This window comes from Paenibacillus sp. J22P218, from assembly GCF_056269195.1.
The window spans coordinates 432,601-447,452 of sequence record NZ_JBWDNL010000001.1 but is presented as its reverse complement, the minus strand read 5'-3'; the positions used below and the strand labels follow the sequence as shown (position 1 = coordinate 447,452).

Genomic DNA, 14,852 nt, shown 5'->3' with positions numbered 1-14,852 from the left:
GTAATCAGCCTCCGATACGCGCTGCGATCGGTCCCAGCACTTCCTTCTGCTTCACGATCAGCTCGCTAATGCCTTCTTCGCCCAGCGCCAGCAGCTGGTTAAGCTCTTCGCGCGTGAACGGCGCTTCTTCGCCAGTGCCCTGCACCTCTACGAACTTGCCGCTGCCGGTCATAACGACGTTCATGTCGACCTTCGCTTTGGAATCCTCTTCGTAGTTCAGATCAAGCAGCGCTCGCTCCTGGATAACGCCAACGCTGACGGATGCAAGAAAATCAGTAATCGGATATTTATCGAACTTGGCGTTATTCTCAGCCAGCTTATTAACTGCAATCGCAAGCGCAACGAACGCGCCGGTAATCGAGGTTGTTCTTGTCCCGCCATCCGCTTGAATGACGTCGCAGTCGAGTGTTATCGTGCGCTCGCCGAGCGCCTTCAAATCAACGACCGAACGCAGCGCACGCCCGATCAGACGCTGTATCTCCATCGTTCTGCCGGTCAACTTGCCCTTTGCCGCTTCGCGAATGTTGCGGGAATGGGTTGCGCGCGGAAGCATCGCGTATTCGGCCGTAATCCAGCCTTTTCCTTGCCCTTTCATGAATGGAGGAACGCGTTCCTCTACGCTCGCCGTACAAATCACTTTCGTATCGCCGACCTCGATGAGCACCGAGCCTTCTGCATGTTTGTTAATACCTGTCGTTATCGTTACCGGCCGAAGCTGGTTAGTCTGACGTCCGTCCAATCTCATTCGTGTCTTCCTCCTGAACCGCTCTCGTATTTCAACTCATGGAATGCCTCTTCGTGCAATCCTTCCTATTTTACCAAAGTGAATGGCGAAAAGCACCTCTTACATTTTATCACGCTAGGCCTTGCTGCATAGCAAGTCACACAACAGCACGCTGCTGACCTTTGAATGGATTTCATACAATTAAAAGCTTAGTAACGAGAAGTTGTAAGATTTTGATTGGATTTTGTGCAGTCAAATGGACCAAAAAAGGTTGCTGAGGGCTAAAATGCCCGTTTTGCCTGTATGTTTTCCACTCAAAAGTCACTTAACAGCGATTGGGACCGATTAGACTGTATGAAATACAGGCAAAACGTAATCTCAGTAAGAGGTCGGAACTTCGGATTCGGGCCTGAAAAGATCAATTATGAATTAACAGTCTCGTAAATCCATTAAAAAACCCCAGCTATCCGCTTATATAGCGAATAGCTGGGGTTCAATTAAGAGTAAACATCCCAGGGGGCCATCGTCGATTGTCGAACCGATAATTCAGGACGGAGCACGATTCGCTCGGGACGCTCACCACGCTGCCCGATATTTCGGACCAGAAGCTGTACGGCAATCTGCCCCATCTGTTCGATCGGCTGGGCAATCGTCGTAAGCGGCGGATCCGTAACGGAAGCGAGCACCGTATCGTCGAACCCGATAATCGAGCAATCCTGCGGAATGCGAAGACCTATTTCTTTGGCAGCCCGGAGAGTGCCGATCGCAAGCAGGTCGTTGCAGCAGAAGATGGCGGTAGGACGATCATGTCGTTGCAACAGCTCCAGCGCCTTTGTCTTGCCTTCATTGACGCTGCTGCTCAGCACAAGCGCCGGATCGAGAGACAGGCCTATAGCTTCGGCAGCTTGTCTGAATCCTCGCACTCTTTCCCTGCTGCTGCTGATCGAATCCTGCTCGGCTAATACGGCGAGACGGCGGTGGCCAAGCGCAATAAAATGCTCCGCCGCTGCAAATCCGCCCTCATAATCGTTTACAACGACGGACGGCACCTCAACGGAAGGAAATTCACGGGCAAGAAACGTAATCGGTACGCCGCCGTTCAACAGCGGTTCCAGCACCGACAGCTCCTTGATGCCTGTGCCGATAATTACCCCGTCCACGTTTTTTTGCTGCAGCAGATCGGCATAGTGCCCTACCTTCTCGTCCTTGTTATCCGTGCTGCATATAAAGACGCTGTAGCCATGGCGCTGTCCCTCGTCCTCGACCGCCCTCGCGATTTCGGCAAAGAAGGGATTGGAGATATCAGGCACGAGCAAGCCAAGCGCATATGTCTTCTTGCCCGTAAGCGCAGAAGCGATCATGCTAGGTTTATAACCCATGCGCATCATAATGCTCCTAATTTCCTCACGGCGTTGTTTGCTGATCTTGCCTTTGCCGTTGATGACAAGAGATACGGTAGCAATGGATACACCTGCTTCTTTGGCAACATCATATATGGTCGCTTTCATGACAACGTTCTCCATTCGCTTGTTATCGCTTTCATTTCCATTATGCGCGCTAAGGAGACCGTATTCAACGATTATCTCGCAGGCGAGAGCCGAATATCGAACGTTTTGTCATACGGTGTCAGCACGTTAACGACTAGCGTCTGACAGTCTGACGGGAAAGAAGCCCCGCGAATCGAACGGGCTCTATGCTCATGCGCTCCGCCATCCACCTCAATCCACTCGTTGCCTGCCGAATACCGTACTGTGCCTTCCTTCCAAAATTGCGTACCCGTCTCGGCAGGAGCCAATTCGCCGCCTGCAAACGCCCCTTCCTTCCCGAACACGAACGAAATCTGGGTCAAGAGCACGTCCGGCATGTCGCATCTAACGCGCAGTTGCCAGCCGGCTTGCGATTCCGTCAGCTCGATTTGCACATGATGCTCCTGCAAATGGGTTACTTCGCGCAGCTGATGCGGCAGCAAATACCAAGGGCTGACCGGACCGCTGGCCGTAACGGGCAAGCGATCGCCTGCAATCGGACCGTAATAACCTTTCGTTTCGGTCCCTGTCAACAAGTAGCCGGATTCAAGCTGCGCAAGCTCGTTCATCTTAACGAAACCTGGCTCGAACGAGCTGCTGACCTGCACGCCAAGCAGACGCGCGTCACCATGCCGAAGCGCAAAGAACGAATTGGTTTCCGTCATGACTGTAACGCTCGTCTTGCTTTCCCGCTGCCGGGCAACGGGAGCGCCGAACTCGGGATGAAGGCGGCTATGATAAATTTTGCCGCCGTGACCCGCGGCATCCATCCCGCTTAAATAGCGAGCCCGAGGAAATTGTCCGTTAATAATGACCCGATAATGGTCTGGCAGACTGCCCCGTTCGACAGAGGACTTTTGCAGCTCCGGATATAGCAAATATCCGATAAAACCGTTGTTCGAACTCGCGTCCGGGCGGTCCAATGCTTCTCCTCCGAGCGCTGCGATGGCGGCAAACAACGGATCCTGATCGCGATGCGCCATAATGCTGGATACTTGAAAGTAACTCGACATATCGAATTTATGCCCGAAGTCCTGCCGACCGGAGTAATCGGTGACGACTTCCCCGTCGGGATGAATCAGATAAGCCATCATCCTCAAGTTGCGACGAACCGGCTCAAGCAGCTCAGGTCTTCCAAGCAGCTCCGCCGTATGGAACAGCATGATATCGCTTACGCCGTTATAGATGCCGTTGCTGCGCTCCGTCCATTCTCCGTCCTCCGTGCAGTCGATTCCTTCCGTTAGCCATTGATCGGCACGAACGATTAGCTTCTCATTGCCGGTCAGCCTGTGCACGAAGCCAAGCGCCGCCGTCAGCACCCACCGATGATTCGGCGTATGGCAGCCGCCTGTCAGCAGCGCCTGTGCCGAGCGTTCCAGGAATGTTCGAAGGTTGACGCGAATGCCCTCCAGCGCCGACCAATCATGCCTCTCCAACAATTCAAGCTGCTGCGCAAGACCGACGACCGCAAATGCGGTATCCGGCGGAGAATGCATATTCGTCCAGCCGGGCGATATGCTTCCGTCCTCGTGCTGCGCGCGAACGATAAACGCCGCAGCAAGCTCCAGACGCTCCCGCAGCAGCTCGTCATGATAATAACGCGAATCTTCGCATACAAGCGCACACGCCCATATCGACATAACCGCCGTCGTTCCCGTATGGGTCGCCCAAGCAATGCCGTTGTCATGATCGGCTACCCCGCCATAAAAACGGCTGCCGCTGTCCATTATTTGATTGTCCATTCCTTGCGTGACCCAGCCATCGTTGACGGCAACCAGCTTCTTATACATAGTCAGATTCCTCCCTGTTTCCATGAAAACGAATAATGGCTCACGCCTCGCAAGCTCGCAGGAAACGAGCCGGAACGATGGCGTGAACCGGTGAATATGCATGCTGATCTGTACGTTAACCTTTCACCGCTCCAAGCATCACCCCGCTGACGAAATACCGCTGCAGCCACGGATAGACGAGCAAGATCGGTACGGTTGCGAAGATGACGCTCGCTGCTTTCAAGCTTTCCGGCTGAAGCATGGACTGTCCGCTTGCCCCTTCCATTTGCATGAGCTCGCTAACCATGTTGTTCTGCACAAGCTGATAGAGCTTCAACTGGAGCGGGTACATTTCAGGACTTGTAATGTACATAAGCGTATCGGTAAATCCGTTCCAACGGCCGACGCCGTAGAACAGGCTTAACGTTGCGATAACAGGCAGCGACAGCGGTACGATAATGCTGACCAGGGTGCGGAAGTACGAGCTGCCATCGATCTCTGCGGATTCTTCCAGCGAATCGGGAATATTTTGCATGAACGTAATAAGAATGATCAAGTAGAACGGGCTGATCAGCCCGGGCAGCACAAGCGCCCAGATCGAGTCAAGCAAGTTCAAGTTTCTCACAAGCATATATTCAGGAATGATCCCGCCGCTGAAAAACATCGTAATGACGATAATGAACATGACGATCTTGCGTCCCTTGAGCTTCGTCTTGGCAAGCGGATAAGCCGCCGCGATCGTCATCAGCATGCATAACACGGTGAACAGCAGCGTCATCATGATCGTAAAGCCGAGCGAACGAATCATCGACACGTCGGAGAACACCTGCTTGTAGGAACTCCAATTAAGTTCGACTGGAATAAGGCTGACCTCGCCCGACATAATGGCACGCGACGAGCTTAAGGAGATAGCCAGTATATGAAGAAATGGAGCCAGACACAGCAGCACGAAAAATATTATAGCGATCACATTGATAACATCGAATGATCGGCTTGCTTGTCGATCCCTCATGTCTATCGCTCCTTTCCAATTTTCGAGAACAGAAGGTTGTTTTGTTGTTATAGAATGCTTTGGTCCGCCAATTTTTTTGAGAAATAGTTAGCGCCTAGTACGAAGACAAGTCCGACAACCGCTTGGAACAAGCCGACAACCGTAGCAAGCGTATATTGGCCGGATTCGATGCCGATGCGGTATACAAAGGTGCTGAGCACATCCGAATAATCCCGAACGGCCGTATTGCCGATGATATAAGGTCGTTCAAACCCGATCGCAATCATGTGGCCCACATTGATAATGAGCAGCGTAACGATCGTTGGCTTCAGGGATGGCAGCGTAATGCTCCAAATCTTTCTCAGTCGGCCCGCGCCGTCAACGTCGGCCGCTTCGAACAATTCCCGGTTGATGCCGGTTAAAGCCGCCAAATAAATGATCGTTCCCCAGCCTGCGCTCTGCCACACGCCAACGACCAAATACGTAATGAGCCAATCGCTCTTATTCGTCAGAAACGGAATGGCATCGAAGCCTAATGAGGTGATAATGTTGTTGATCATGCCGGACTGCGTACCGAACACTTGGTAGACGATTCCGCCGATGATGACCCACGAAATGAAATGCGGGATGTACAATATCGTTTGCGATAGCTTCTTGAACCAGATGATATTCAGCTCATAGAGCATAATAGCCAAGAGTAGAGGGGCCGGGAACGATACGAGCAAATCCAAGCCATTAAGCATCAATGTATTGCGCAGCGTCTTGTAAAAGTCCGACATCGCGAATACTTCCTTGAAAGCGTCGAACCCGATCCATTCGCTGCCGTTAATGCCCTGGAAAAAGTTAAAATCTTTAAACGCGATAATAATGCCGTACATCGGTCCATATTTGAAAATAATGAAGTAACTGACCGGTAAAATGAGCAACGCATACAATTGCCAATATCTACGTAAATACGCGATCGTGTTCAATGCAATCCACTCCTATCTCTTTACGGTGTTGCCCGGAGACGGGAGCCACGCGTGGCTTTTCGTCTCCGAGCTGCTTGATGTCGTCGCTTACGCTTATTTCATAGCCTCATAAGCTTTTGTGCGTTCATCCAAGATCGCTTGACCGCCGTTAGCCATGTAGTCTTTCAACATCGCTTCGAACGTGCTCTCGAATTGGTCCGGCTTCACCATCGTTGTTTTGACGATCATTTCGTGGAACTTATCGCGCAGCGCCGTACCGTATTTACTCTGCGACTCAATCGGACGATCGAACTGGACAGGCTTGATCGTATCGCTTCTAGAGATCGTTAACGCCTTACGCGTCTCATCGCGGAATTGTTCCGGCATGCCGAATACGTAAGCCTCAACGTTTTTCTCTGTCTCGCCAAGCTGCTTGCCGTTCGAGATGATGGCCATGTCGCCAAAGTTGTAGATGCGGTTTTTCGCTTCTTCAGTAGCATCGGCTTTTGAAACCGGAACGCCGTCTTGAAGCGTGTAGTTCTCGCCTTCTACGCCGTTTTGCATGTTCAGCAGGTTGTCGCCGGAAGCCATCCAATCCAAGTATTTGATGGCTTCTACGGCGTTCTTGCTGCTTTTTGGAATCATCAGATAGAGACCAACCGGCGCATATTCCGGTTTCGGATGCTTGCCCTCTGAGTTCGTGTACACATCAACCGAGGAGAGCTTCGCATCCGGAATGTTCTTCTGAAGCGTAGCGTATAGGCCGTCCGCATAGAACGGGTTCATATCGTCTTCGCTGAAGAATCCGACCAAGCCTTTAGCCGCATCTTCACCCAGCTTTTTCTTATCCTCATCGAGGCTGAAGTCGGTGCTCATCAGACCTTCGTTATAAAGCTTGTTCATGAATTGCAATGCATCCTTGAACCCCGGAAGCAGCGTAGGATAATCATTCGAGCCAAGCTGCTGCGTCAACGTGTAGCGCTGCTCTTCTGTCGTTGGCTGAATGAACGACCATATGAGCGGTTCGTATTGCGCCGAAGCAAGCGCCATGCCGAGCGGTATGACTTTGCCGCCCGTTTGACCCGGGTCTTTTTCCTTGAACGCTTTTAACGTGCTGTATAGTTCATCTGTCGTTTGCGGCACCGGAAGGTTCAGCTTGTCGAGCCAGTCCTGACGAATGAACGACGAGTATTTGCCTAGATGCGCACGCTTTGCCGGGAGCGCATACTGTTTGCCGTCGTATTGGCCGTAAGCAATCGTGTCTTCACCCAGAAATTTCTTCAGGTTAGGACCGTACTGATCGAGAAGCTCGCCGAGCTCAGTCAGACCGCCTTGCTGCGCGTAACGATAAAAGGTTGGCGAATCATACGTAAATACAATATCCGGTACGTCGCTTCCGCTCGCCATCAGTACGTTAAGCTTCTGAATCTCTTCCGACCGCGGAACTGGTACGTATTCTAGGTTGATGTTGTTCGGCTTGCCGAAGTTGTCTTGTGCATAGGTTGTTAGATAGTTCTTCGTAATGGTCGATCCGGAAGGCGAATTGCCCCGGTCGAACACTTCTACCTTAAGCGTTACCGGTTTGCTGGAGGCGCCTTCGCCCCCTGTTGATTCGCTGCCTTTGTTGTCATTGTTGTTGCCGCATGCGCTTAGAATCATTGTAGATGCGAGTGTGAGTGCTAGGAGCGTACTGGCTTTCTTTTTTACGTTTGCAACCTTTACCATTTGATACCAACCCCTCTTTCTTCCCCATCAATTTGCTTCCTGTCCCCCGGAATTGTTCGCGCTTTCAATCGTGGCTTGCGGCCCGTGTTTGGGAAGTGGCCTCAGTATGGCACGACTTGCAAAGCAATGACAATAAACCAGTTTCGGCGTGGCAAACCGTTGCTCCAAACCCTTGTTGTATAAGGCTTTATCCAACTAGAATAGATTATTTTCCCTACATAAACCGTTTTCCATACGCGTTCGAAAAGGCCGTAATAAAGCGGATTCCGACGATAAGCTATAATCATTGGAAACAAATACAGCGGCATTCCGAATGTAGCTCCTTATTCGGACTGCCGCTGCCGTAACCAACTCATCGTAATTACAAACTAACCACTTCACTCCCGAGACAACTATGTCAGGGCAGAAGGCCGCATCTTAAGCTTCCTGAATTCACCCGGCGTAACGCCGATGATACGTTTGAATACCCGCCCGAACGTGATCGAGTTCGCGTAACCAACCTGAAGCGCAATGCTTTGTACCGTCTCATCCGTCTCGGCCAGCAAGCGCTCCGCCTGCTGCATCCGCAGCTGCACAAGAAAATCAACAAACTTCATATCATACTCCAGCTTGAACAGATAGCTCGCATACTTGCCCGAGATTTGGAAGCGGTCGCTCAAATGCTTGAGAGACAAGTCCGGATCCGCAAAGTTTTCCTGAATGTATGCTCTCATCTCGGTTATCATCGTTTTGTAGCTTTTCGTTTCGCTCATCGCCACGTACGTCTCATAGACATACAACAAATAATCGAGCAGCTGCTCTTTCATCTCTGTCAAGGACGACGAAGCCTTTAGCTTTTCAAGCAGCGCGGACGTCTTATCGTCTTCCAAACATTCGTTCAACGCAGCCGATAAATCCTTCAGCTCGCGGGTCAGCAGTTGCACGAATAATTGCATCAGCGAATGAATATCTTCATCCCTCAGCGTATCCGTCTCCAGCTGCTTGAATAATTGCTCGAGCGTAGGCTGCCAGTTCTCGTTCGTCTGTCTGATTTCCTGAACGCAGTCCGTGCACATCTGCATATAATTAAACATCCCTGGCTGATTGTTCTTCGGAATATCGCCGCTGAACGTGATCGCGCTTTTGCCGATTGACAATTGATATTCCATACCGGACAAGGCGTCGCGGTACGATTGTCCAATTCGGCTCCAGTCGTCTGCAATCGAACCGATTCCGAACGACAATATGAAGCGCAAGTGCTCTCTTACCCATTGCCTTGCAACGGAAGCTGTCGTGTGAAGCTGCTCCAGCATCGGAGCATCGGTATCGGGAACGGCGAACACAAAGGCGATCCGATCCGGTGCCGTCCATTCCCCCCATCCCATCAACCCTTCGCCCGAGGCAAGTTCCTGCATGACATTGCTAAGCGCGAATTTCAGTACATTTTGCTCGTTAAGACTGTTCTCGGTTTGGAAATCATCGTACCTGTTCAGCCTGACGATCATAACCGCATACCGCCCGGCATTCGGAAGAAGGTTCAGCTTACGCATCCGCTCGATCGTTTGCTGGCTTCGTTCTCCGCTAATGAGCTCGTTAAACAGCTGCCTGCGCTGAAGCATAACGCTCTCTCGCTGCCCCTTCTCATAGTCTTGCGACTGATCGATTAAATTCTCGAGCGCGCGGTCAATAACCGTCAAGTCATCCATCCTTACCGCTTTCCCGTCGCTGCTTCGCAGCTGGAGCGCCTGGATCCGATTCATCATAAGACGGATCGGCTTATAGTTGCGGCGTGTTACCCAAATAATATAAATGATCGCGACCGCAAATGTTAAAACCGCAATGATCACCCATGCATAAGAAACGACGGATACCCAGCCAAGCAATTGCCCAGCCTGGATGCCGCTCTTGAAGGTCCAGCCAAGTGAACTCGAGGTGATCGTCGTCAGTACATTGCCGCCTGCCTCTTCTTCATCGCCATTGTATGCGGGATAAATCCGCTGGTCGGCACCGTCGGTTATCCGCATGAACGAAAATTGGTGATTCGTCATGCTTCCAATCAATTGATCGACTACATACAAATCGATATTAATGACAAGGATACCGTCCTTCCCGAATGGAAGCGGCGTCTGTTTATACATGGTGATGACCCTGACCGGCTTAAGCTGATCATATTCCCGGTACTCCCGGGATGCCGACCATCCCGTATAATTGCGGTTTTCCTTCGCGCGGGAAATGAACTCCCGGTCTCCGAAATCCGCCAGCTCGGTCTGCCCGCTTGACGTCAATACTTTGTCATCGGACTGCCTGTACAAATAGATGGAATCGAGCAAATCGCTATCCTCGACAAGCGATCGCAAACTATGGACAACATTGTATCGGTCGTTCGTCTCGGACGAGCCATTCAAATACGCGGCGTAGCTTTTATTTTTCACGGCTTCATTCAGCGCATTAAACTCAACTTCACGGATGGCGCGTTCGATGCTGTCCACTACATAACCAGTCGTTATGCTGTCTGCCTTCGCCGTCTCGGAGCGCGATATTTCGTTGACCGCAATGAACGACAAAAAGATGATCATCGATACGGTAAGCACCAAAATCGGAAAATAAGATACAAGCAACCGGAAATACCAGTTGTTAAGCTTAAGCATATACAACCTCCTGCCAGTAACCGTCTATTCTGTAAGCGCTATCAAATAGATGTGGAATTTTTAGGTTAAGCGGTTTACTTCATGCATCCATTGTAGCATGGCTCACCATTAATCGAAATAGAAAAAAGACGGTACAGGAGCAACCTCCCGTACCGTCTTGCGATTATTTTACACGACTCTTACGCGTGTTAAGATTTGAGGGCATTCACGAAGTTTGGACGGCCTACCGGCGTAACATAGGATTTCTCCTGATCGTCGACGACATTCGCTTCGCCGTTGATTAGAATTTGAACCTGGGCTGCCCCCGTGTTCTCCGTGATGGACAGCACGACGGCCTGCAGCATTTCGGAAGGCATCTGTTGGCCCGCCTCGTACGTTGCATCTTCCAGATCGACCGTAACGACGTCGTCCTTCGTCTCGACGCTCGTCACCTTAACCTCTGGCAAGATGATGCTCGTAAGTTCCTTCTTATTAAGAGGGCCTGCGATTAATTGCTCCATGGCTGCTTCCGCAGTCGGCATATCGTTGTCGTTATTGATCAGCCTTGTAACCGGTACATAGTATTGATCGTCGCTGAGCGTCTTAGCCGAGAAGTACAGCGTAACCGGCGTTGACTGCATATAGTTCACGCCATCAGCCGTTTCGATGTTGATGCCGATATCGCGATTAAGCGCCAGATCAAGCGGGAATGCATCCATAGGCATCTCGGACAGCTTCTCGCCTTCAAGCGAGAGCTCGACGTTCTCAATTCCCGGAATTGCCGTCAGCGTCCAAGTTATCGCTTCGACGATCGCCCGCTCATCCTGCGGATTGTAGTTAGCGAACGGTTCGGTGAAATCGACCCGCGCAAGCTTGTTTTCCTTGTCCACCGAGAAAGACTTAATTTGAGTGCCTTGCGGGATCATGGCGCGGAATTCTTCAGGCAGCAGAGTAGCATAGGTACCGTCCTCTACCATCATCTCCAGCGCTTTCTGTCCGGCCGCCTCGTTCGCGGCAAGCGAGGTATCGATCGATACCGGTGCCAAGTAACCGTTGCGGTCCTGCAAATAAACAGTCATATGCGTGCCTTGTCCCTGCGGATCAGCCTGTCCCGTCTGACCGTTGTCCGTGCCGTTCGCATTCTCTTCCACTTGCGGGGGATCAATCGATTTCCCTGTCTCCTGCGAGAACAGCCCGCATCCCGCCGTCAGTATGGGCAGCACCAACACACCCGTGAGCGCAGTGCGACGAATCCAACTTTTTTGAACCATATTAACCTTTCCTCCCCAATCATTTTTTGCCTGTCGGCTTTGTACAACTCCTTATTTGTAGTACTATGTATACGAGCCCTTCCCTGTTTTAGACCAGTTTTGTCCACAAATTCTGAGGGGGTATATACGAATGAGCAATACGGAGAAATACAGCCTGAACAGCCGCAAAGTGGCAGAGGCGACGAATGAATGGCTATTGAAGCGCGGGGTGAAGAAGGAAGCGATCGCCGAACTCGTTCATTTTCTGCAAAAGGATTACTTCCCGGACTTAACGCCCGAGGATTGCATGGTTCACGTTGACGCCGTCCTATCGAAGCGCGAGGTGCAAAATGCCGTACTAACGGGAATCCAGTTGGACATTCTTGCCGAAGAAGGCAAGCTGATGGCTCCGCTGCAGGATATGATCAAGCATGACGAAGGACTGTACGGCTGCGACGAAATATTGGCGCTGTCGATCGTCAACGTATACGGCAGCATCGGCTTCACGAACTTTGGATATATCGACAAGCTGAAGCCGGGCATTCTCGTTAAGCTGAACGACAAGTCGGACGGGGATTGCCATACGTTCCTCGACGATATCGTCGGAGCGATTGCCGCATCGGCTGCCAGCCGCATCGCTCACCGCAAACAAGCGGAACGCGAAGGCGTAACGACGCCCCCGCTCGATTAACAACGATAGAAGGGACTGTTTATAAAGGTCATATTCGACCTTGTAAACAGTCCCTTTTTTTTCGCAACCAAGCAACTGAAAACCACATTAATCAAGGAAATATATAGTTAAACGGATTTTGTCCATCCTACTAATTAGGAAAATAAAGGTTGACAAGAGAATTATGGGAAGTTTAAAATTAACTACATTTACTATTTATGAGGTGTAATTAATGGAACAAATCCCAGTGAACAAATTTCCGACCGCATCTGCGAATGATGCCTACGCAAATCCATATGCCTTTGATAATAAGGGCAATATGGAGCAACTCAGCTCGACCTACAGCTCGTCTATGTTTTTTAGAAGATGGGCAGCTACGATCATCGATTTCCTGCTCATCACGTTAACAACCGGCGCTGCTGCCTATTTATTCAAGGAAATTCCGCAGCTGCTTGTATTTGCTCCGCTATTGATTGCCATCTGTTATTATTTGCTGCTAGAAGGCTTAACCGGATACACGGCAGGAAAATTCGCATTGCGAATTCAAGCGGTAAACGCAAATGGACAACCTCCTGGCTTCGTCAAAGGACTGATCAGAACGCTTTTACGCCTCGTCGATACTAATCCGGTACTGTTTGGCGGACTGCCTGCCGGCATTAGCGTTCTTGCAACAAGAAAGAAACAACGGATTGGCGATATGGTAGCCAATACCTATGTAGTCAAAGTGAAAGATTTGCCGCCTACTAGCAGAAAAAAAATGATAGTAATGACGATTGCTTTCCCTGTCTACGCGGTTTTGGTGCTTGTGTTGACTATTATGGCCTTAGCCAACATCGATACTACGCCTAAAGAACCAGAACGATTTCTTAGCGTGGACGGGCAGTTTCAAATAACCGCTCCCGCGGATTGGCGCAAAGACACAAGCTTGAATGACGAGGCCGACATTTCAATCTCTAACCTGTTTTCAGAGAAATACCTATTTGTATTGTCGGAGAGCAAAAGCGATTTTGAGGAAGGCTATACCTTGTCCGACTACCATCAAGATATGGAGGCTGCGCTAGAGCTTACAGCATCCGACAAGATCTATTATCCGACCGCCGAGACATTTATCGGCAACTATCCTGCCTATCAGCTCAGCTTCGAGTCGGAGTACGACGGTATGAATATTGCGTACATTGTTACTACGATCGAAACCGATACACATTACCACCAAGTATTTGCATGGACGCTTGCTTCTAAGTACGATAGCGTTCAAGCCGAGCTCCATGATGTCGTGTCGAGTCTAGAGGAAACCATCCCTGAGGCTTAATCGCAGTGCTTTCAGCGACAAATGGACAATCTGAGAAGACACCACGCCGGTGTCTTCTTTCCTTAGGTTCAGCTACTCCCCAACGCTTATCGGCATGGACTGCTCATTGCCCGCATTCACCAAAGCGGCATCGAGCAGCGGCTTGTTCGGCAAGTAATGGAGCGATTTGACGAAACGAATCGTTTTCGTCTTGGCGCGCATGACGATGGAGTGGGTCTCGGCACGCTGGTCCGACAAGTAGCGAACGCCGCCTAAGAACTCGCCCGGCGTAACGCCTGTTGCAGCGAATATGACATCCCCTGTACCGATCATATCGTCCATTGTCAGGACGCGGTAAGGGTCGGAGATGCCCATCTGGATACAACGGTTATACTCTTGATCATCAGCTGGCATAAGTCTAGCTTGGAGCTCACCGTCCAAGCATTTGAGCGCAGCTGCGGCAAGCACGCCTTCTGGTGCTCCGCCAGAGCCTACATACAGATCGATGCCCGCCTCGGGAAATGCTGGTGCCATAGCACCTGCTACGTCCCCGTCCGATAGGAACTTAATGCGCACCCCAACCTTGCGAAGCACCTTAACGAGCTCCTCGTGCCGTTCGCGGTCTAGAATCATAACCGTAAGATCGGAAACTTTCTTATTCAGGGCGCCCGCCGCCTTCTCCAGCGTTACTTCCATCGGATCCGTAATGCTAAGCTTGCCAACTAATGCAGGACCGAATGCAAGCTTCTCCATGTACATATCCGGAGCATGGAGCAACTGCCCCTTGGGGGCTACAGCGATGACGGACATTGCATTATTAAGCCCTTTAGCCACGATTTCCGTACCTTCGAGCGGATCTACCGCCACATCGACCTCCGGTCCGTTCAAGCTGCCGACCTCTTCCCCGATATAGAGCATCGGCGCTTCGTCCATTTCCCCTTCGCCGATAACGACCGTTCCGCGAATAGATACCGAGTCGAACATCGCTCGCATCGCGGAAGTCGCTGCGCCATCCGCACTATTCTTATCTCCTCTGCCCATCCAAGGCGCAGACGCCAGAGCCGCCAATTCCGTTACACGTACGATTTCAAGCGCTAACTCTCTCTCCATAATCGACTCTTCTCCCCTGCTCTAATGTGACGGAATCATGCGTATGGCTCTCCATTTTCGTTTCCGTTATTTAATATGTATCATAAATTTATATATGACGCAATATATAATTTATTATGTTGATTAAATAATCATTAACCGTCATAAATAGATTATCATTCCACAATATCAACAAATAGAACGTTTACTTACTCCATCACGCTTCTATTGAGACGACAAAAAGAGCCGGAGCTCCAGCCGCTC

Annotated in this window: 11 protein-coding genes; 2 read left to right on the top strand and 9 right to left on the bottom strand. The window is 50.7% G+C overall.

Translation table 11 applies throughout. The features are described 5' to 3' along the window. Positions 1-4 precede the first annotated feature (4 nt). The 8 genes from rph to AC0YN0_RS01960 all read right to left on the bottom strand — a co-directional run bounded on the left by rph (position 5) and on the right by AC0YN0_RS01960 (position 11,562). On the bottom strand, positions 5-745 hold the full coding sequence (rph, locus tag AC0YN0_RS01995; protein ID WP_442050950.1) for a ribonuclease PH: 741 nt from the start codon (positions 743-745) through the stop codon (positions 5-7). 476 nt (positions 746-1,221) lie between these two features. Next, positions 1,222-2,232 carry a LacI family DNA-binding transcriptional regulator gene (locus AC0YN0_RS01990; protein WP_475819775.1) on the bottom strand — a complete coding sequence of 337 codons (1,011 nt, stop codon included), beginning with the start codon at positions 2,230-2,232 and terminating at the stop codon, positions 1,222-1,224. A gap of 71 nt (positions 2,233-2,303) precedes the next feature. Next, complete coding sequence (locus AC0YN0_RS01985; RefSeq protein WP_475819774.1) at positions 2,304-4,040, bottom strand: hypothetical protein; 1,737 nt, start codon at positions 4,038-4,040, stop codon at positions 2,304-2,306. 115 nt (positions 4,041-4,155) lie between these two features. After that, on the bottom strand, positions 4,156-5,031 hold the full coding sequence (locus AC0YN0_RS01980; RefSeq protein WP_475819773.1) for a carbohydrate ABC transporter permease: 876 nt from the start codon (positions 5,029-5,031) through the stop codon (positions 4,156-4,158). 47 nt (positions 5,032-5,078) lie between these two features. Further along, the gene (locus AC0YN0_RS01975; protein WP_475820875.1) at positions 5,079-5,972 is read right to left on the bottom strand and encodes an ABC transporter permease; all 894 of its coding nucleotides are present in this window, start codon (positions 5,970-5,972) and stop codon (positions 5,079-5,081) included. Between the two features lie 102 nt (positions 5,973-6,074). Further along, positions 6,075-7,685: an extracellular solute-binding protein gene (locus AC0YN0_RS01970; protein WP_475819772.1), complete on the bottom strand. Its 1,611-nt coding sequence runs from the start codon at positions 7,683-7,685 to the stop codon at positions 6,075-6,077. A gap of 392 nt (positions 7,686-8,077) precedes the next feature. After that, positions 8,078-10,312, bottom strand: coding sequence for a helix-turn-helix domain-containing protein (locus AC0YN0_RS01965; RefSeq protein WP_475819771.1), 2,235 nt, complete (start codon positions 10,310-10,312; stop codon positions 8,078-8,080). Between the two features lie 188 nt (positions 10,313-10,500). After that, the gene (locus AC0YN0_RS01960; RefSeq protein ID WP_475819770.1) at positions 10,501-11,562 is read right to left on the bottom strand and encodes a GerMN domain-containing protein; all 1,062 of its coding nucleotides are present in this window, start codon (positions 11,560-11,562) and stop codon (positions 10,501-10,503) included. Between the two features lie 130 nt (positions 11,563-11,692). Between AC0YN0_RS01960 and AC0YN0_RS01955 the strand changes: the two genes are divergently transcribed. Further along, a complete protein-coding gene (locus tag AC0YN0_RS01955) occupies positions 11,693-12,232 on the top strand; it encodes a phosphatidylglycerophosphatase A family protein (RefSeq protein WP_442050517.1) in 540 nt (179 codons plus the stop codon). A 211-nt stretch (positions 12,233-12,443) separates the two neighbouring features. After that, positions 12,444-13,520, top strand: a complete 1,077-nt coding sequence (locus AC0YN0_RS01950; RefSeq protein ID WP_475819769.1) for an RDD family protein — start codon at positions 12,444-12,446, stop codon at positions 13,518-13,520. 72 nt (positions 13,521-13,592) lie between these two features. Here AC0YN0_RS01950 and glpX read toward each other — a convergent pair whose 3' ends face one another. Next, a complete protein-coding gene (gene glpX, locus AC0YN0_RS01945; RefSeq protein ID WP_475819768.1) occupies positions 13,593-14,609 on the bottom strand; it encodes a class II fructose-bisphosphatase in 1,017 nt (338 codons plus the stop codon). Between the last annotated feature and the right edge of the window lie 243 nt (positions 14,610-14,852).